The sequence below is a fragment of the Streptomyces sp. NPDC096012 genome, assembly GCF_040426375.1.
Taxonomy (GTDB): Bacteria; Actinomycetota; Actinomycetes; order Streptomycetales; family Streptomycetaceae; genus Streptomyces.
Genome location: NZ_JBEOTD010000011.1, coordinates 139,258 through 158,748 on the forward strand (window position 1 = coordinate 139,258; position 19,491 = coordinate 158,748).

Sequence of the window (19,491 nt, forward strand, 5' to 3'; positions counted from 1 at the left end):
CCTGGAGCCGCCGTCCACGGGACCGGACCTTGATAGACGACTTGGGGTTGCACAGCAGATGACTGCGTTTTCTCTCGGCATGCCGTCCGTTCCGACCAAGCTCGCCGAGCGCCGGAAGAGCCGGCAGATCCAGGTCGGAACCGTGGCGGTCGGTGGAGACGCGCCCGTCTCGGTCCAGTCGATGACCACGACCCGTACGTCCGACATCGGCGCCACCCTGCAGCAGATCGCCGAGCTGACCGCCTCGGGCTGCCAGATCGTCCGGGTGGCCTGCCCCACCCAGGACGACGCCGACGCTCTCGCGACCATCGCCCGCAAGTCGCAGATCCCGGTCATCGCGGACATCCACTTCCAGCCCAAGTACGTCTTCGCGGCCATCGAGGCCGGCTGCGCCGCGGTCCGGGTCAACCCGGGCAACATCAAGCAGTTCGACGACAAGGTCAAGGAGATCGCCCAGGCCGCCAAGGACCACGGCACCCCGATCCGCATCGGGGTCAACGCCGGCTCCCTGGACCGCCGCCTGCTGCAGAAGTACGGCAAGGCGACCCCCGAGGCGCTGGTCGAGAGCGCCCTGTGGGAGGCCTCCCTCTTCGAGGAGCACGACTTCCGCGACATCAAGATCTCCGTCAAGCACAACGACCCGGTCGTGATGATCGAGGCCTACCGCCAGCTCGCCGCCCAGTGCGACTACCCGCTGCACCTCGGCGTCACCGAGGCGGGCCCGGCCTTCCAGGGCACGATCAAGTCGGCGGTCGCCTTCGGCGCGCTGCTCTCCCAGGGCATCGGCGACACCATCCGCGTCTCCCTGTCGGCGCCGCCCGCCGAGGAGGTCAAGGTCGGCCTCCAGATCCTGGAGTCGCTGAACCTCAAGCAGCGTGGCCTGGAGATCGTCTCCTGCCCGTCCTGCGGCCGCGCCCAGGTCGACGTCTACAAGCTCGCCGAGGAGGTCACCGCCGGCCTCACGGGCATGGAGGTCCCGCTGCGCGTCGCCGTCATGGGCTGCGTGGTGAACGGCCCGGGCGAGGCCCGCGAGGCCGACCTCGGGGTCGCCTCCGGCAACGGCAAGGGCCAGATCTTCGTCAAGGGAGAGGTCATCAAGACCGTCCCCGAGTCCAAGATCGTGGAGACCCTCATCGAGGAGGCCATGAAGCTCGCCGAGCAGATGGAGGCCGAGGGCGTCACCTCCGGCGAGCCGTCCGTGTCGGTGACCGACTGACCGCGCGGACACCGAACGGCGCCCCGTCCGCCCGGCCGTCCGCCCTCCGGACCACGGCGTGGCCGGACGGCCGCGGCCAGGGCCCCTACCGTGCGGGACCACGGGGCGGCGCGGTGGAATCTCGGCAGGTACAGTGCGGGGATCAGGCAAACCCCACCGTGAGGCCCCGCCCGTGCTGACCCAGACCACCTCCCGGGTCCTCGAACCGAGCGACCTGGACGCCGCGCTCGCCGTCCTCGACCGAGACCCGGTGGCCAACGCCTTCGTGACCTCCCGGGTCCAGATCGCCGGCCTCGACCCGTGGCGCCTGGGCGGCGAGATGTGGGGCTGGTACGAGGACGGCATGCTCACGTCCCTGTGCTACGCGGGCGCCAACCTGGTCCCGATCTGCGCCACTCCGCGCGCCGTCCGCGCCTTCGCCGACCGCGCCCGCCGGGCCGGCCGCCGCTGCTCCTCCGTCGTCGGCCCCGCCGAGTCCACCGCCCAGCTGTGGCGCCTGCTCGAACCCCACTGGGGCCCGGCCCGCGAGGTCCGCTGCCGGCAGCCGCTCATGGTCACCGACCGCATGCCCGCCGACATCGTCCCGGACCCCTACGTCCGCCGCGTCCGCAAGGACGAGTTGGAGACGATCATGCCGGCGTGCGTGGCGATGTTCACCGAGGAGGTCGGCGTCTCCCCGATGGCCGGCGACGGCGGCCTGCTGTACCAGGCCCGGGTCGCCGAACTCGTCGGCGCCGGCCGCTCCTTCGCCCGCCTCGACGAGCACGGCAAGGTCGCCTTCAAGGCCGAGATCGGCGCGGCGACCTCCCAGGCCTGCCAGATCCAGGGCGTCTGGGTGGCCCCCGAGTACCGGGGCACCGGCCTCGCGGCCCCCGGCATGGCGGCGGTCCTGCGCTACGCCCTCATGGACGTGGCCCCGGTGGCCAGCCTGTACGTGAACGACTTCAACACGGCGGCGCGCAGGACGTACCGCAGGGTGGGCTTCCAAGAGGTGGGCGCCTTCATGAGTGTGCTCTTCTGAAGCCCCTGTACGCTCCCGGCATGGACCTCGTGATCGGCCCCCTGGACCTCGTAGCCCACGTCGACGAGGCCCTCGCCGTCCAAGCCGTGGCCTTCGGGCTCGGCCCCGACGAGGTCGCCGTGCGCCGGCAGATCGTCCAGCGCCACATGCAGTACCAGGGCGCGAGGGCCCTCGGCGCGACCGTCGGCGACCACCTCGTGGGCTTCGTCTACGGCATGCCCAACTCGCGCACCCACTGGTGGTCCACCGTCGTGGAGCCCTACCTGCGGGCCCAGGACAACGACCGCTGGCTCGACGACTCCTTCGTCATCACCGAACTGCACGTCCACCCCGGCCACCAGAACCGCGGCATCGGCCGGGGGCTGATCACCGCCATCACCGACACCGCCGCCGAGCCCCGCTCGATCCTCTCCGCGATCGACACCGACAGCCCGGCCCGCGGCCTCTACCACTCCCTCGGCTACGTCGACCTCGCCCGCCAGGTCCACTTCCCGAGCGCATCCAGGCCGTACGCCGTGATGGGCGCCCCCCTGCCGCTGCGCCGCAAGTAGGGCCGGTCGCCCATATCCGATTTCCACCGGCGCAGCAGGCCCGGCTAACCTCCTGTGCCAACACCCTCCCTCGTTCCCGGCCCCGGCCGAGCGGGGGACCCCCATCCGGCAGGAGTACGAGAACCATGGCGAACGCACCGGTCCAGCGCATGTCCCAGTTGATGGCGAAGACGCTGCGCGACGACCCGGCCGACGCCGAGGTCCTCAGCCACAAGCTCCTCGTCCGCGCCGGCTACGTCCGCCGCACCGCCGCCGGCATCTGGTCCTGGCTGCCCCTCGGCAAGAAGGTCCTCGCCAACGTGGAGCGCATCGTCCGCGAGGAGATGGACGGCATCGGCGCCCAGGAGGTGTCCCTCCCCGCCCTGCTGCCGCGCGAACCCTACGAGGCGACCGGCCGCTGGGACGAGTACGGCCAGGAGCTGTTCCGGCTGAAGGACCGCAAGGGCGGCGACTACCTCCTCGGCCCCACCCACGAGGAGATCTTCACCCTCCTGGTCAAGGACCAGTGCACGTCCTACAAGGACCTGCCCGTGACCCTCTACCAGATCCAGACCAAGTTCCGCGACGAGGCCCGCCCGCGCGCCGGCATCCTGCGCGGCCGCGAGTTCCTGATGAAGGACTCCTACTCCTTCGACCTGGACGACGAGGGCCTCGCGAAGTCCTACGCCCTGCACCGCCAGGCCTACCAGCGGATCTTCGAGCGCCTCGGCCTCGACTACCGCATCTGCGCGGCCACCGCCGGCGCCATGGGCGGCTCGAAGTCGGAGGAGTTCCTGGCCCCGGCCGAGGCCGGCGAGGACACCTTCGCGGACTGCCCGAACTGCGACTTCGCCGCCAACACCGAGGCGATCACCTACGAGCTCAAGCCGGTCGACGGCTCGGCCGTGCCCGCGCTCGAGGAGATCCCCACCCCCGACACCCCGACCATCGAGACCCTCGCCGCCTCCCTCGGCGTCCCGGCCTCCGCCACGCTGAAGAACCTGCTGGTCAAGGTGGACGGCGAGATCGTCGCGGTCGGCGTGCCCGGCGACCGCGAGGTGGACCTGGGCAAGGTGGAGGCGCACTTCGCGCCGGCCGCCGTCGAACTGGTCACCGCCGAGGACTTCGTCGGCCGCCCCGACCTGGTCCGCGGCTACGTCGGCCCGCAGGGCCTGGGCGAGAAGGTCACGTACATCGCCGACCCGCGGGTGGCCCCCGGCACCTCCTGGATCACCGGCGCCAACAAGGAGCACACGCACGCCAGGAACGTCGTGGCCGGCCGCGACTTCGAGGTCGACGCGTACGTGGACGTCGTGGTCGTCCAGGACGGCGACCCCTGCCCCAAGTGCGGCACCGGCCTGAAGCTGGACCGTGCCATCGAGATCGGCCACATCTTCCAGCTGGGCCGCAAGTACACCGACGCCCTCAAGCTCGACGTCCTCGGACAGAACGGCAAGCCGGTCCGCGTCACCATGGGCTCGTACGGCATCGGCGTCTCCCGCGCCGTCGCCGCGCTGGCCGAGCAGACCGCCGACGACAAGGGCCTGGTGTGGTCCAAGGAGGTCGCCCCGGCCGACGTGCACGTCGTCGCCGCCGGCAAGGCGCTGCAGACCGAGCTGGCCCTGGACGTCGCCGGGAAGCTCGCCGCCGCGGGCGTCCGGGTCCTGGTGGACGACCGGGCCGGGGTCTCCCCGGGCGTGAAGTTCACCGACGCCGAGCTGATCGGCGTACCGCAGATCCTGGTGGCCGGCCGCCGCTCCGGCGAGGGCGTGCTGGAGCTGAAGGACCGCAGGACCGGTGAGCGCGAGGAACTGACGGTCGAGGAAGCGATCGCCCGGCTGTCGGCCTGAGCCCCACCGCCTGACGACGCCCTCGGCACACACCGCCGAGGGCGTCGCCACGCTCCCGCGGGCACGGCGCTCTGCCGGACACGCGGCCGGCCCGGCCCGGCATCCCCGGAGCCGCTAGAGCCAGCTTGCGAACTCCAGCAGTAGTTCCCCGTCCTTCGGCCGGCCCACCCGCAGTGCGCGGACGCCCGACTCCACCGCCCGGAACAGCGTCCAGCCCCGCAGCCGTTCCTGATCCACCTCGAGCGACTCCGCGAGCCGCTTGATGCGGCGCCGTGTGGTCGAGGGGCCGGACGGCGCGGCGATCAGGTCCTCCACCCGGTCCCGCACCAGCCGCGCCAGGTCGAAGGCGGACTCGCCGACCACCGGGTCCGGGCCCACCGCGAGCCACGGCATCCGATCTCCGGAGAGCACCTTGCTCTGCCGGAACGTGCCATGCAGCAACCGCTGCTCCGGCGGCCCGGCCAGCAGCTCCTCACGGGCCGCGAGCGCCGCGTCGACCAGCGGCGCCGTCCCGGGATCGGCCTCGGCGCCCGCCCGCATGGCCGCCGCCTGCCGCCCGGTGCGCTCCCCGACGGTCTCGAAGACATGACCGGCCGGCGGCTCCACCCACAGCCGGCGCAGCGTCCCCGCCGCCTCCAGCAGCGCCTTCGCCTCCGGCAGCGACCGCACCGACACGTCCGGATGCAGCCGCTCCAGCAGCAGCACACCCTCCGCGACGTCCTCCGGATCCGCGTCCAGCAGCTGTACGGCGCCCAGTCCGGCCCAGTGCGCCAGCGCCGCCCGTTCGCTCTCGGGCCGGGCCCGTGGCGGGGCCAGTTTCAGGACCGCCGGGCTGCCGTCCGCCCGCCGGATCAGCACGACCAGGCTGCTGCGGCCCCCCGGCACCTGGACCCGCTCGACGGTCGACCCGCGCCGGGTGACGGCCCGCTCGGCCGCCTCGGGCAGCCGCGCCAGCCAGTCGTCCCCGGCCGGTGCGGTCTCACCGAGCGCGCGCACCAGGCGCTGCGGCGGTTCGAAAGCCATGCGCGAGTCGTTCCCTTCTCCACGGATCCCGCTCTCACGGATCCTGTCGTCGCGGCCCATGCCGTCCGGGCCCTGCCGTCGCGCCCCGCCCCAGGACCCCCGTCGTGCGAGGCCTCCCGGGCGGGATCTCCCGTGCCCGCCGCCGCCCGGGACGGCTGCCCGAGACCTGCCGTACGCGACCTGCCGTAAGGGTCCGGACTTACGGCACCGGTCGTACGGGCCCGGTCCACGAGACCGGGTCGTCAGGCCCTGGCGGACGCGCACCGGTCACCGGGTCCCGTCGGGATCCGTCCCACGAGCCCCGTCACGGGTCCTGCGGGCGGGACCCGCCGCACCGGTCCCGTCGCGCCGGGCCCGGCCGGGGCCGGCCCTACCGCCCGGTCCGTCCCGTCCCGTGCCTATCCGGGCACCGAGGCGGAGGCCGACGGGGCCGTGCCGGCGGCACCGGTGCCCTCGCCGGAGGACCGCTCGGCGAGCCCAGGGAAGGCTACGCTCCTCCCGCCCCAGCGCACCGCCCGCACCGCGGACTCGCGCAGCGCCGCGGCCGCCGAGCCGCGCCGCGTGCCCGTCGCCGCCCGCACCAGGTCCGCGTACACCCCGGCCACCCGGTCCTCGAGCCCGGCGGCCAGCCGTGCCGCGGCCGCCGCGTCGGACACCTGGAACGGCAGCGCGTACGCGGCGCTCGCCGCGACCGGCTCGCCGCCCAGATCGCGCACCTCGCGCACCAGCGCGTCCCGGCGCGCCCGGTGGCCGTCGTACGCGGCCAGCGCCTCGGCGCGCCCCCGTTCGCCGATGCGGCCGCCGACGACGCCGTACCCGTACACCGCCGCGTGCTCCGCCGCCAGCGCCGCCTGCAGCGCGGTCAGCTCGGCCTCGCTCACCTGTCCGCTCACTTCGCCCCCTCCGTCAGCAGGTAGGCGTGCGCCGCTCCGGCCGCCGCGGCCGAGGCCAGCAGCCGCGCCTGCTCGCCCGGCACCTCCAGCAGGTCCGCGGCCCGCCGGTCGGCCAGAGCGCGCTCGGCGGCGGCCAGCGCGGCGACCGCGTCCCGCTCGGCGGCCGGGACCGGGGCGGGGGAGGCCGAGGACGCCGCCGGCGTGGGCGTCGCACCGCCCCCGAACGCCTGGACGTGTGCCGCGACCTGGTCGCGCAGCGGGCGCAGCCGCCCGGCCAGCCCGGGATGGGCCGCCAGCACGGCGTCGTACCGCTCCAGCAGCCCGCGGCTGTCCCGCGCGGCACGCGCGCGTGCCTCGGCGGTGGCGGACGGCCCGTCGCCGCCGGAGCCGGGATCGGCCGAGCAGCCCACCAGCAGGGCGGCACCCGCGGCCGAGGCGAGCAGTGATCTTCTGCGCGGCCCCGAGGGGGTGCGCGGTGGTGGGGAGTACGGCACTGCGGACGTCCTCGGGGAACTCGTGACAGGGGAAGTACGGCTTCGGGCGGCACGCCCGTGATCACCGTACCCGCGCGCCCCCCGCGCACCACTCACCGGCACCGCCCGTACACAGGTGGACGGCAACACCTCTCGCGACCGGATACCCTTTGACCAGACACGCGACCCATCCCACAACAGCACACGCGGCCGAGGAGTCACCCGGATGAGCACCACCCAGAGCGAGAGGCTGCGAGAGCTGCTCGAACCGCTCGTCACCTCCCAGGGGCTGGATCTCGAAGAGATCGCTGTCGACTCCGTCGGACGCAAGCGGGTGCTGCGCGTGGTCGTCGACTCCGACACCGGGGCGGATCTGGACGCCATCGCCGATGTGAGCCGTGCGCTCTCGGCGAAGCTCGACGAGACCGACGCGATGGGTGACGCGGCGTACGACCTGGAGGTCGGGACCCCCGGCGCGGAGCGCCTCCTCAGCGAGCACCGGCACTTCGTGCGCGCCATCGACCGGCTCGTGAGATTCCAGCTGACCGAGGGCGGCGAACTGGTCGCGCGGATCCTCACCGTCGACGACGACGGCCTCGAGGTCGAGGTGCCCGGGGTCAAGGGCCGCAAGGCCACCACTCGCCGGCTCGGCTTCCCGGAGATCGACCGGGCGCGCGTGCAGGTCGAGTTCAACCGCAAGGACAAGAAGGACATGAAGGAAGAGGAGGAGGCGTAGCCGTGGACATCGACATGAGCGCCCTGCGGGGCTTGGTGCGGGAGAAGGAGATCTCCTTCGACCTGCTGGTCGAGGCGATCGAGTCGGCCCTCCTCATCGCCTACCACCGCACCGAGGGAAGCCGCCGGCACGCGCGCGTGGAGCTCAACCGGGAGACCGGGCACGTGACCGTGTGGGCGAAGGAGGACCCGGAGGACCTCGAGGAGGGCCAGGAGGTCCGCGAGTTCGACGACACCCCGTCCGGCTTCGGCCGTATCGCCGCCACCACCGCCAAGCAGGTGATCCTGCAGCGGCTGCGCGACGCCGAGGACGACGCGACGCTCGGCGAGTACGCCGGCCGCGAGGGCGACATCGTCACCGGCGTGGTCCAGCAGGGCCGCGACCCGAAGAACGTGCTCGTGGACATCGGCAAGCTCGAGGCGATCCTGCCGGTGCAGGAGCAGGTGCCCGGCGAGACGTACCCGCACGGCCTGCGGCTGCGGTCGTACGTCGTCCGCGTCGCCAAGGGCGTGCGCGGTCCCTCGGTGACCCTCTCGCGCACGCACCCCAACCTGGTGAAGAAGCTCTTCGCCCTGGAGGTGCCGGAGATCGCCGACGGCTCGGTGGAGATCGCGGCGATCGCCCGTGAGGCCGGTCACCGCACGAAGATCGCCGTACGGTCCACCCGTTCGGGTCTGAACGCCAAGGGCGCGTGCATCGGCCCCATGGGCGGCCGGGTGCGCAACGTCATGGGCGAACTGAACGGCGAGAAGATCGACATCGTCGACTGGTCGGACGACCCGGCCGAGATGGTGGCGAACGCGCTGTCACCCGCTCGGGTGAGCAAGGTGGACGTCGTCGACCTGGCCGCCCGCTCCGCCCGGGTGACCGTGCCGGACTACCAGCTGTCGCTGGCGATCGGCAAGGAGGGCCAGAACGCCCGCCTGGCGGCCCGGCTCACCGGCTGGCGGATCGACATCAGGCCCGACACCGAGCAGGCTGAGGACTAGGGCCTGGTCGCGGGCGGGGAATAGATCCCGGCCGCGGGTCGCTTCGTTTACGACAACAACCGTTCGATCTTTACCCGGTAGGGATGAGGTCGGAACGGGGAGGTAGACTTAACCGTGTCTGGCCGGACGCACGCCCGAGCATGCCCGGAACGCACCTGTGTCGGGTGCCGGGAGCGAGCGGCCAAGAACGATCTTTTGCGGATCGTGGAGATCGAGGGCGCCTGCGTCCCCGATCCTCGCGGTACGCTGCCCGGCCGGGGTGTCTATGTGCACCCCGCCCTGGTCTGTCTCGACCTGGCGGTCCGCCGCCGGGCGTTCCCGCGGGCACTGCGCGTCCCGGGAGCGCTCGACACAAAGGCGTTGCGCCGATACGTCGAGCAGACAACAGTTGCCGAGCAGGCAACACCGTAAGACGTGCCGTACGGAACCCCGTGCGGCCTGGTACCTCGCGAGTCGAAAGCAGGTCGAGATTGCGATGAGCACTCGATGAGTACGCGATGAGTACGCCCATGAACTAGCGACGGTCCGGCTTCAACCCGGACCTCAAAGGAGCGAAGTGGCTAAGGTCCGGGTATACGAACTCGCCAAGGAGTTCGGTGTCGAGAGCAAGGTCGTCATGGCCAAGCTCCAGGAACTCGGTGAATTCGTCCGTTCGGCGTCTTCGACCATCGAAGCGCCGGTTGTACGTAAGCTGACCGACGCCTTCCAGGGTGGTGGCAACGGCAAGTCCGCCGGTAAGCCCGCCCCGCGCAAGGCATCCCCCAAGCCCGCCGCGCCCTCCCCGGTGCAGGCGGCACGTCCGGCTGCCCCGAGGCCGCCGGCCCCCAAGGCGGCTCCGCAGGCTCCGGCCGCGCAGCAGCCCGCCGCCCCGGCGGCGTCCTCGGCGCCCGCCTCGGGTCCGCGTCCGGTCCCGGGCCCCAAGCCCGCGCCGCGTCCGGCTCCGGCCGCCCCGGAGTTCACCGCTCCGCCGGCCGCCCCGGCCGCGCAGACCCCGCAGGCTCCGGCCGCCCAGACCCCGCAGGCTCCGGCCGCCCAGGGTCCGCGTCCCGGCGCCCGTCCGGGTGCCCCCAAGCCCGGTGGCCGTCCGGCTCCCGGTCAGGGCCAGGCGTCCCGTCCGGGCCAGGGCGCTCCGCGCTCCGGTGGCCAGGGCCAGCGTCCGGGCTCCCGTCCGGCCGGTCCCCGTCCGGGCAACAACCCCTTCACCTCCGGTGGCTCCACCGGCATGGCCCGCCCGCAGGCTCCGCGCCCGCAGGGCGGACCGCGTCCCGGCGGTCCCGGTGCCCCCGGCGCCGGTCCCCGTCCGCAGGCGCCCGGCGCCCAGGGCGGCGGTCCGCGTCCCCAGGGTCCCGGCGGTTCCCGCCCGTCGCCGTCCGGCATGCCCCGCCCGCAGGGCGGCCCGCGTCCCGGCCCGGCCGGCGGCCCGCGTCCGAACCCCGGCATGATGCCGCAGCGTCCGGCTGCCGGCCCGCGTCCCGGCGGCGGTGGCCCCGGCGGCCGCGGTCCCGGTGGCGGCGGTCGTCCCGGCGGTGGCGGCGGCGGTCGTCCCGGTGGCGGCGGCTTCGCCGGCCGTCCGGGTGGCGGTGGCGGTGGCGGCTTCGCCGGCCGTCCCGGTGGTCCCGGCGGTGGCGGTGGCGGTTTCGCCGGCCGTCCCGGTGGTCCCGGCGGTGGCGGCGGTGGCCGTCCCGGCTTCGGTGGCCGTCCCGGTGGTCCCGGTGGCCGTGGTGGCACGCAGGGCGCCTTCGGCCGTCCCGGCGGTCCCGCGCGTCGTGGCCGCAAGTCGAAGCGGCAGAGGCGCCAGGAGTACGAGGCCATGCAGGCCCCGTCGGTCGGCGGCGTGATGCTGCCTCGCGGCAACGGCGAAGCCATTCGCCTGTCGCGCGGTGCGTCCCTCACCGACTTCGCGGAGAAGATCAACGCCAACCCGGCGTCGCTCGTCGCGGTCATGTTGAACCTCGGCGAGATGGTCACGGCGACCCAGTCCGTGTCCGACGAGACGCTGGAGCTCCTCGCCGGCGAGATGAACTACACGGTTCAGATCGTCAGCCCCGAGGAGGAGGACCGCGAGCTGCTCGAGTCCTTCGACATCGAGTTCGGTGAGGACGAGGGCTCCGAGGAGGACCTGGTCGTCCGTCCGCCGGTCGTGACCGTCATGGGTCACGTCGACCACGGTAAGACCCGCCTGCTCGACGCGATCCGCAAGACGAACGTCATCGCCGGCGAGGCCGGTGGCATCACCCAGCACATCGGTGCCTACCAGGTCTCGACCGAGGTCAACGACGAAGAGCGCAGGATCACCTTCATCGACACCCCGGGTCACGAGGCGTTCACCGCCATGCGTGCCCGTGGTGCGAAGTCGACCGACATCGCGATCCTGGTCGTCGCGGCCAACGACGGCGTCATGCCGCAGACGGTCGAGGCGCTCAACCACGCCAAGGCGGCCGACGTGCCGATCGTGGTCGCGGTCAACAAGATCGACGTCGAGGGCGCCGACCCGACCAAGGTGCGCGGTCAGCTGACCGAGTACGGCCTGGTGGCCGAGGAGTACGGCGGCGACACCATGTTCGTCGACATCTCCGCCAAGCAGGGTCTGCACATCGACTCGCTGCTTGAGGCCGTGGTCCTCACGGCCGACGCCTCGCTCGACCTGCGGGCCAACCCGCACCAGGACGCGCAGGGCATCTCGATCGAGTCCCGTCTCGACCGCGGCCGCGGTGCCGTGGCGACGGTCCTCGTCCAGCGAGGCACGCTGCGGGTCGGCGACACGATGGTGGTGGGCGACGCCTACGGCCGTGTGCGCGCCATGCTCGACGACAACGGCAACAACGTCGCCGAGGCGGGCCCGTCGACGCCGGTCCAGGTCCTGGGCCTGACCAACGTCCCGGGTGCGGGCGACAACTTCCTGGTGGTGGACGAGGACCGTACGGCCCGTCAGATCGCCGAGAAGCGCGCCGCCCGTGAGCGCAACGCCGCGTTCGCCAAGCGCACGCGCCGCGTGTCGCTGGAGGACCTGGACAAGGTGCTCAAGGCCGGCGAGGTCCAGCAGCTGAACCTGATCATCAAGGGTGACGCCTCTGGTTCCGTCGAGGCCCTCGAGTCCTCGCTGCTCCAGCTGGACGTCGGCGAAGAGGTCGACATCCGCGTCCTGCACCGCGGCGTCGGTGCGGTCACGGAGTCCGACATCGACCTGGCGATGGGTTCCGACGCCATCGTGATCGGCTTCAACGTCCGTGCGGCAGGCCGCGCGGCGCAGATGGCCGAGCGCGAAGGTGTGGACGTCCGGTACTACTCGGTCATCTACCAGGCGATCGAGGAGATCGAGGCGGCCCTGAAGGGCATGCTGAAGCCGGAGTACGAGGAGGTCGAGCTCGGCACGGCGGAGATCCGCGAGGTCTTCCGTTCGTCCAAGCTGGGCAACATCGCGGGTGTGCTCATCCGCTCCGGCGAGGTCCGCCGCAACACCAAGGCGCGCCTCATCCGCGACGGCAAGGTCATCGCGGAGAACCTCAACATCGAGGGCCTGCGTCGCTTCAAGGACGACGTCACCGAGATCCGCGAAGGCTTCGAGGGTGGTATCAACCTCGGAAACTTCAACGACATCAAGGTCGACGACGTCATCGCGACGTACGAGATGCGCGAGAAGCCGCGGGCGTAACGGCCCACGGTCCTGATGCTGGCCGGCGGAACCCCGGTTCCGCCGGCCAGCACGGCTTTTCCCGAACCGACGGTGCCGGGAAACCCTGTCGAGCCATCGACGGGTTCGCGGTACCGTTCTTGATGTCCCCGACCCACACGGACCCGGGGCCATCGATCCCGTACCGGCGGGTGAACCGGTTACACACATGTACGTGGGGACTCTGTCCTTCGACCTGCTCCTCGGCGACGTCCACTCGCTGAAGGAGAAGCGCTCCGTCGTCCGCCCGATCGTCGCCGAACTCCAGCGGAAGTACGCGGTGAGCGCGGCCGAGGTGGAGCACATGGACCTCCACCGGCGCACGATCATCGGCCTGGCCATGGTCTCCGGCGACGCGGCGCACATCACCGACGTCCTGGACCGGTGCGAACGGCTGGTCGCCGGCCGCCCCGAGGTGGAGCTGCTGTCCGTGCGACGGCGCTTCCACGGCGACGACGACTGACCACGAAACGCAAGCAAGAGAAAGAACGGGAGACGGACCAGTGGCCGACAACGCGCGGGCGAAAAGGCTGGCGGACCTCATCCGGGAGGTGGTGGCCCAGAAGCTGCAGCGCGGGATCAAGGACCCGCGGCTCGGCTCGCACGTCACCATCACGGACACCAGGGTCACGGGCGACCTGCGGGAGGCGACCGTCTTCTACACGGTCTACGGCGACGACGAGGAGCGGCAGGCGGCCGCCGCCGGACTGGAGAGCGCCAAGGGCGTCCTCCGCTCGGCCGTCGGCGCCGCCGCCGGTGTGAAGTTCACGCCGACCCTGACCTTCGTGGCGGACGCCCTCCCGGACACCGCCCGGACCATCGAGGACCTGCTCGACAAGGCACGCCAGTCCGACGAGAAGGTGCGCGAGGTGTCCGCGGGCGCCAAGTACGCCGGTGACGCGGACCCGTACCGCAAGCCGGGCGAGGAAGACGACGAGACGGACGACGCCGCCGAATGACCAGCAAGCCCACCCCGCCCGACGGCCTCGTCATCGTCGACAAGCCGTCGGGCTTCACTTCGCACGACGTGGTCGCCAAGATGCGGGGGATCGCCAGGACCCGCCGCGTCGGCCACGCGGGCACCCTGGACCCGATGGCGACCGGCGTCCTGGTCCTCGGCATCGAGCGCGCCACCAAGCTCCTCGGGCACCTCGCGCTCACCGAGAAGGAGTACCTCGGCACCATCCGCCTGGGCCAGAACACCCTCACCGACGACGCCGAGGGCGAGATCACCTCGTCCACCGACGCCTCCAGGGTGACCCGGGAGGCCATCGACGCCGGCATCGCCAAGATGACCGGCGACATCATGCAGGTGCCGTCCAAGGTCAGCGCCATCAAGATCGACGGCGTGCGCTCGTACAAGCGGGCCCGCGAGGGCGAGGACTTCGAGATCCCCGCCCGGCCGGTGACGATCTCCTCCTTCACGGTGTACGACGTGCGCGACGCCGTCGCCGAGGACGGCACCCAGGTCCTCGACCTGGTCGTGTCCGTGGTCTGCTCGTCCGGCACCTACATCCGCGCCATCGCCCGCGACCTGGGCGCCGACCTGGGCGTCGGCGGCCACCTCACCGCGCTGCGCCGGACCCGGGTCGGGCCGTACAAGCTCGACGCGGCGCACACGCTGGACCAGCTCCAGAAGGAGCTGACCGTGCTGCCGATCGCCGAGGCCGCCACGGCCGCCTTCCCACGCTGGGAGGTCGACGAGCGGCGCGCGCGGCTGCTGCTGAACGGCGTCCGGCTGGAGATGCCCGGCGAGTACGCGGGCGCCGGCCCCATCGCCGTGTTCGACCCCGAGGGCCGCTTCCTCGCCCTCGTCGAGGAACACAAGGGCAAGGCGAAGAGCCTGGCCGTCTTCGGCTGAGGCATCGCGGCCCCCGAGCACTCGCGCGGACTGCTGCCTGTGGAGCGGGGCCGGCGGAGCTACGGGGTGGCCGGGTGGCACCGGCGTGGGCGGCTTGCCTGGGGAGTCGTGGCCGGGGGGAGCTGGGTGGGCGGCTTGCCTGGGGAGTCGTGGCCGGGGCATCTGGGTGGTTCTTGTCTGTGGAGCGGTGGCCGGGGCACCTGGGTGGGTGGCTTGCCTGCGGAGTCGTGGCCGGGGGGAGCTACGGGGTGGCCGTTGGCACCTGCATGGACGGCCTGTCTGTGGAGCGGCGGCCGGGGGCACCCGCGGGGGTGGCGGAGCACCTGCATGGACGGCTTGCCTGTGGAGTGGTGGTGACCGAGGGCACCCGCACAAGCGTTGTCCGTGGAGCGGCGGCCGGGCCACGGGGGTGAACCCCTGCCGCCGCTCCACGGTCCCCCCCTCGGTTCCCCCACCCCTAGGGTTATCCAGCGGCCCGCCCCTATTCACCCGTCCGGGCAGGCGCTCGGAGTGAACCAGGGGAGCGGAAGGGGGCGCGTTCACCGCGCGATCTGTCCCGTCGATCACCACGCACCTACCGTCGGGGCAGGTTAGGTGGACGGACGGGAGGTACGGCGATGGCGGGACGGGGCCCGCGCACCGGATTCGGGCACCGGGCGACGCCGGACGACACGAGTGTGAACGGCACGCACGAGACGACACACGGTACGGGTGGGCTGGCCGAGAGCGCGTGGGATGTCTGCGGCGGTACCGGTGGGTCGGCCGGGGGCGCGTGGGGTGGTGCCGGTGTGTCCGGTGCCGGTGCCGGTGGCGTGCGTGACGTGGTCAGTGGGGTCGGCCACGGTGTGCGCGGTGGGGCCGGTGGCGTGCGTGATGAGGCCAGTGGGTTCGGCCAAGGGGTGCGCGGTGGTGCCGGTGTGTCCGGTGAGGGTGCCGGTGCCGGTGGCGTGCGTGACGTGGTCAGTGGGGTCGGCCACGGTGTGCGCGGTGGGGCCGCTGAGGGTGCGTGGGGCGTACGAGGCGGTGCCGGTGTGTCCGGCCACCGTGCCGGTCGCGGACGTGGCGAGGCCGGTGGGTTCGCCGAGGGCGGCCGCGATGGTGCCGGGTGGTCCGCCGAGGGCACGTGGGGCCTGCGGGGTGAGGAGAGCGAGGCCGATCTCGCCGACGGCACGGGCTGCCCGGCCGGCGCGGGTCTCGTCCGCGTCCGTGACCTGGCCGGCCGGCCCCGCGGCACCGGCTTCCTCGCGGACCACGAGGGCACCCTTCTCACCAGCCACGAGGCGGTCGACGGCCTGCCCCGGCTGGTGCTGCACGCGGCCGGTGACCGCACCTGCGTGGTCGGCGCCGACGCCGTCATCCCGCTGCCCGAACGCAACCTGGCCCTGGTGCGCACCGAGGGCCTGGGCGTGGAGCCGCTGCCGCTGACCGTGCGGGAGCGGATCGACGCCGGCACCTATGTGCGGGTCGCCGCGGGCTGCTGGCGCGAGGCCCGGGTGCTGGCCGCCACCCAGGCCTCGTACACCGCCACGGACCGCTTCCACCTCCTCGACGACGCCTTGGAGCTGGCGATCGGCACCGCCGGGCGGGACGCGCTCCGGCTCGGCGGCGGGGCGGCCGGAGGGCCGGTGCTCGACGCCCGTACCGGCGCCGTCCTCGGAGTCCTCGGCACGGCCCTGCACACCGCCCAGCGCGACGCGGGCTTCGCGGTACCCCTGCGGCCCGCCGACGGCCCCCTCGCGGACCTCCTCGTCCGCAACGCGGCCACCGTCCCGGCCTACGGCGCCGATCTGAACCTCGCCGGCATCCAGGAGCTGACCGCCACCTCGATGCCCCAGGACGGCCCGCACGGCACCCGCACCGGCACGGTGGAGCCCGTCGAACGGGTCGAAGTGGCCAGGGAGTTGACGGCATTCGCCGACGGCGACCGGAGCGTGCTGGGACTCGTCGGCGCCCCGGGCAGCGGCCGTACGACGGAACTCGCGGCCCTCGCGGCCCGCCGGGGCCGGGGCGAGTGTGCCGCCCCCACGCTGTGGCTGCGCGGCGCCGACCTCGAGGACACCGACGCGTCCGTGGCCGACGCCGCGGGCCGCGCCCTGGAACGGGCGGCCCGGATCGTCTCCGCCTCCCGCCCGGGGCACGGCGAGGACCTCGGCGACGTCACCCCCGAACGCCTGGCCCGTCTCGCCGTCCGCGCCGGCCGCCGGTTGCTGCTGCTCCTCGACGGCCCCGAGGAGATGCCCCCGATCCTGGCCCACCGGCTGCCCGAGTGGGCCCGGGCGACCGCCGACTGGCTGCGGGAGACCGGGGCGCGGCTGGTGGTGGCCTGCCGGGAGGAGTACTGGGAGCGGGCCGGCGCCCAGTTCCCGGCGGACCTGCTGCACATCCCGCACGGCTGGGACCGGACCGGGGCCCGCTCGCCGGCGGACCTGCTCTGCACTTCACGGCCCCATCCGACACCGCCGCCCGTGGACCCGAGTCCGACCCCTGCGCCGAGTCCGTCTCCGGGGCCGTCTTATGGGCCGAGTCCGTCCTCGGGTCCGGCTTATGGGCCCAGTCCGTCCTTGGGCCCGTCTTCCGCACCGAGTGCGTCCTCTGCGGCGAGTGAGTCCCCTGCGCCGACGGCGTCTCCCGAGCCGGCGGATGACGCGGGTTCGTCGCGCGCTCTGACGGATGACGCGGGTTCGTCTCCCGAGCCGGCGGGGCACGCGGGTTCGTCGCGCGCTCCGGCCGGTAACGCGGGTCTCTCTCCCGCGCCGGACGGGCGAGCCGATCCTCTCGGCGTGCCGGCAGGCCTGCCCTACGCCCTGGTCGCAGGCGCCGCCGATACCGCAGGCGTTGGCGACGCCGCTGGCGCAGGCGCAGGCGCAGGCGCTGGCGATGCCGCTGTCGCCGGCGGCCGGTTCGAGCCGCTGCCGCCCTGTGTGTGGCTCGCCGAACTCGGCGACGACGAGGCGCGCCTGGCCCGCGCCCGCTACGGCATCCCCGACGGTGCGCTCGGCGACCGGGACGCCCGGCACCCGCTCACCCTGCGGCTGCTCTCCGAGATCCTCGCCGCCGCACCGGACACCCCGGCCGCCGCCGGCCCCGTCGACCGGCACGACGTGTTCGCCGCCCACCTCGACCTGATGTGCCTGCGCACCGCGGTCCGGATCGCCGCCGAGAACGGGCTGCGCGGCACGGCCGTACGACGGCTCGCGGCACGGGTGGCCGGACAGGTGCACGAGGCCGCCCGGCGCAGTCTCGGCCCCGGCCAGGGCGGGCTCGACCAGGCGTCGTTCGAGGAGGTCTTCCCCTGGGGGCCCGCCCCGGCCCGGCTGGGCGGCGGCACCGGCTGGGCCTCCGCCGTCCTGGCCGAAGGCCTCCTCGTCCCGGCCGGCGACGGCTACCGCTTCGCCCACGAGGAGCTGGCCGACTGGATCCAGGGCCTCCACCTCGACCTGGACGAAGCCCTGCACGCCCTCGTCCACCGCCCCCGCGGCGCCGGGGAGGCCCACCCCGTCCCCGTGCCCCGTCACCGCGTCGGGCCGGTCGTCCAGGCTCTGCTCCTCCTCGCCCGTCAGCACGGCCACCGGCAACTCTCCGTACGGCTAAGTGACTTCGCCGAGGTCCTGGACCGCGATCCGGGCTCCTGGTGGGCCGCCCGGCTGCTCGCCCGGACCCTGCTCCAGGTGCCGGACGCGACGCCGTACACCGAGGTACTGCGCCCGCTCGCCGACCGCATCGTCGCCTGGCGGCGCGAACGGCGGCCCGTACCCGCCGAGTTGGGGCCGGCCTTCTGGACCGCCGTGCCCGTCTGCGACGCCGAGCGGCTCGACCTGCTGCGCCGGCTCGTCCTGGCGGACCTGGCGCCGCCGACGCCGGGCGAGCGCTACCTCGACGCCGCCGCCCGGCTGCTCGCCGCCCAGCCCGTCGCCGTACAGCGGCAGTTGACCCACTGGTTCGACGACGAGCGGCCGCTGCCCGCGACCCCGCACGCCACCGTGGCCACCGCCGCGCAGGCGCTGCTGCACACCCACCGGCACGCCGCCCTGGACGAACTCGTCGAGGTGCTGGTGCGCAGCGCGCACCGGCGTGCCGACGAACTGCTCGCCACCCTCGCCGAGGACGAGCCGTCCGCGCTCTGCCGGGCCGTGACCCGCTGGGCACACGACGAGCGCCCCGCCCGCCGGGTCGCGGCGGTGACGTTCGGACTGCGCGCGGCCCCCCACGTCCGCTCGGCGGCCGACCGCGAACTGCTGCGCCACGCCGCACTCGCCCTCCTCGCCCGCCCCGCCGACTGCACGCTGCACGGCGGCGCCCTGGCCCTTCTGGTCCGCGACCCGGACACCCGCGACCAGCACCTCGCCGCGGTCCTGCGCCACTTCGCCGACGGCGACCCGCATGTCCCGGCCGGCGCTCTGGTCCCCGCCCTGACCACCCACCCCGAACCGGTACTGGAGACCTTCCGCGCCCGCCTGCTCGGCCCGGACGCCGGGGACACCCTGCGCACCCTCGCCGACGTCACCACCCCGGCCCTGGCCCGCCGCGTCGCCGCCCTCGTCGGTGAGGTGGTGCGGCTGCGCCCGGAGACCGCCGGGCACGTCGCCGCCTACGTCGACCGGCGGCTGGAGCAGGGGCCCACCGTCCGGCCCGTACTGCTGCCCCTCGTCACGGGTCTGCTCGACGGCGGCCCCGAACAGGTCCGGGCGGCCCTCGCCCTCGTCCTCGCAGCCGCGGGCACGCCCGCCTCGCGGCCACTGCGCCGCGAACTCCTGGAGGTCGTGTTCACGCACGAGCGGGAGCCGTCGGTCCTGGACGCCGTCCTGCACGCGGCGGCCGGAGACGGGTGCGGCCGGCAGGACGAGGAGGTGCGCGGACTGGTCCACCGCACCGGCCTGCTCCTCGTCCGCACCCCCGAGGGAGCCACCCGCTTCGACCGGGGCCTGGTCGACCTGGGCCGGCACGTGCCGGGATTCGCCGCCCTCATGACCCGCTGGCTGACCGACGCCCCGGACGACTGGGCCGCCGTGGTCGGCCCCAGCACCCGCCGCATGCTCGAGAACCTGGCGGGCGTACGTGTTCCGGCATGAGCGGCATGAGGGGCCTGAGTGGCGTGAGCGGGGGGAGTGCCGGAGCTGTGGCGGTGGCCTGGGCGGAGTGAGCGGCCGGCGGAAGCGGCGGTGTGGTGGGGTGAGCGGCCGGCGGAAGTGGTGGTGGCCCGGGCGGAGTGAGTGGCCGGGGCAGTGCCGG

Annotated in this window: 15 protein-coding genes; 12 read left to right on the forward strand and 3 right to left on the reverse strand. The window is 73.6% G+C overall.

Features of this window, described 5'->3' with window-relative positions; translation table 11 throughout:
* Window positions 1–58: 58 nt before the first annotated feature.
* The 4 genes from ispG to ABVB68_RS14310 all read left to right on the forward strand — a co-directional run bounded on the left by ispG (window position 59) and on the right by ABVB68_RS14310 (window position 4,617).
* Window positions 59–1,216, forward strand: coding sequence for a flavodoxin-dependent (E)-4-hydroxy-3-methylbut-2-enyl-diphosphate synthase (gene ispG, locus ABVB68_RS14295; protein ID WP_353601348.1), 1,158 nt, complete (start codon window positions 59–61; stop codon window positions 1,214–1,216).
* Window positions 1,217–1,388: 172 nt separating this feature from the next.
* Window positions 1,389–2,237 (forward strand): GNAT family N-acetyltransferase, encoded by an 849-nt coding sequence (locus tag ABVB68_RS14300; RefSeq protein WP_353601349.1) that lies wholly within the window; start codon window positions 1,389–1,391, stop codon window positions 2,235–2,237.
* A gap of 20 nt (window positions 2,238–2,257) precedes the next feature.
* On the forward strand, window positions 2,258–2,788 hold the full coding sequence (locus ABVB68_RS14305) for a GNAT family N-acetyltransferase (protein WP_353601350.1): 531 nt from the start codon (window positions 2,258–2,260) through the stop codon (window positions 2,786–2,788).
* A 125-nt stretch (window positions 2,789–2,913) separates the two neighbouring features.
* Window positions 2,914–4,617, forward strand: coding sequence for a proline--tRNA ligase (locus tag ABVB68_RS14310; RefSeq protein WP_353601351.1), 1,704 nt, complete (start codon window positions 2,914–2,916; stop codon window positions 4,615–4,617).
* 114 nt (window positions 4,618–4,731) lie between these two features.
* On the opposite strand, the gene ABVB68_RS14315 is transcribed toward ABVB68_RS14310, so the two are convergent.
* The 3 genes from ABVB68_RS14315 to ABVB68_RS14325 all read right to left on the reverse strand — a co-directional run bounded on the left by ABVB68_RS14315 (window position 4,732) and on the right by ABVB68_RS14325 (window position 7,027).
* Window positions 4,732–5,640, reverse strand: a complete 909-nt coding sequence (locus tag ABVB68_RS14315) for an aminoglycoside phosphotransferase family protein (RefSeq protein ID WP_353601352.1) — start codon at window positions 5,638–5,640, stop codon at window positions 4,732–4,734.
* Between the two features lie 398 nt (window positions 5,641–6,038).
* A complete protein-coding gene (locus tag ABVB68_RS14320; protein WP_353601353.1) occupies window positions 6,039–6,533 on the reverse strand; it encodes a ferritin-like domain-containing protein in 495 nt (164 codons plus the stop codon).
* On the reverse strand, window positions 6,530–7,027 hold the full coding sequence (locus ABVB68_RS14325) for a hypothetical protein (RefSeq protein WP_353601354.1): 498 nt from the start codon (window positions 7,025–7,027) through the stop codon (window positions 6,530–6,532). The genes ABVB68_RS14320 and ABVB68_RS14325 overlap by 4 nt, the downstream gene beginning before the upstream one ends.
* Before the next feature lie 205 nt (window positions 7,028–7,232).
* On the opposite strand from ABVB68_RS14325, the gene rimP reads away from it, so the two are divergent.
* The 8 genes from rimP to ABVB68_RS14365 all read left to right on the forward strand — a co-directional run bounded on the left by rimP (window position 7,233) and on the right by ABVB68_RS14365 (window position 19,331).
* Window positions 7,233–7,742: a ribosome maturation factor RimP gene (rimP, locus tag ABVB68_RS14330; RefSeq protein WP_353601355.1), complete on the forward strand. Its 510-nt coding sequence runs from the start codon at window positions 7,233–7,235 to the stop codon at window positions 7,740–7,742.
* A 2-nt stretch (window positions 7,743–7,744) separates the two neighbouring features.
* Window positions 7,745–8,731, forward strand: coding sequence for a transcription termination factor NusA (nusA, locus tag ABVB68_RS14335; RefSeq protein ID WP_353601356.1), 987 nt, complete (start codon window positions 7,745–7,747; stop codon window positions 8,729–8,731).
* A gap of 114 nt (window positions 8,732–8,845) precedes the next feature.
* A complete protein-coding gene (locus tag ABVB68_RS14340) occupies window positions 8,846–9,142 on the forward strand; it encodes a YlxR family protein (RefSeq protein WP_353601357.1) in 297 nt (98 codons plus the stop codon).
* A gap of 145 nt (window positions 9,143–9,287) precedes the next feature.
* The gene (gene infB / locus ABVB68_RS14345) at window positions 9,288–12,383 is read left to right on the forward strand and encodes a translation initiation factor IF-2 (RefSeq protein WP_353601358.1); all 3,096 of its coding nucleotides are present in this window, start codon (window positions 9,288–9,290) and stop codon (window positions 12,381–12,383) included.
* A gap of 187 nt (window positions 12,384–12,570) precedes the next feature.
* A complete protein-coding gene (locus tag ABVB68_RS14350; RefSeq protein WP_353601359.1) occupies window positions 12,571–12,864 on the forward strand; it encodes a DUF503 domain-containing protein in 294 nt (97 codons plus the stop codon).
* Window positions 12,865–12,904: 40 nt separating this feature from the next.
* On the forward strand, window positions 12,905–13,360 hold the full coding sequence (rbfA, locus tag ABVB68_RS14355) for a 30S ribosome-binding factor RbfA (RefSeq protein ID WP_353601360.1): 456 nt from the start codon (window positions 12,905–12,907) through the stop codon (window positions 13,358–13,360).
* Window positions 13,357–14,262 carry a tRNA pseudouridine(55) synthase TruB gene (truB, locus tag ABVB68_RS14360; RefSeq protein ID WP_353601361.1) on the forward strand — a complete coding sequence of 302 codons (906 nt, stop codon included), beginning with the start codon at window positions 13,357–13,359 and terminating at the stop codon, window positions 14,260–14,262. The genes rbfA and truB overlap by 4 nt, the downstream gene beginning before the upstream one ends.
* A 1,031-nt stretch (window positions 14,263–15,293) precedes the next feature.
* The gene (locus ABVB68_RS14365; protein ID WP_503006109.1) at window positions 15,294–19,331 is read left to right on the forward strand and encodes a trypsin-like peptidase domain-containing protein; all 4,038 of its coding nucleotides are present in this window, start codon (window positions 15,294–15,296) and stop codon (window positions 19,329–19,331) included.
* The last annotated feature ends 160 nt before the right edge of the window (window positions 19,332–19,491 follow it).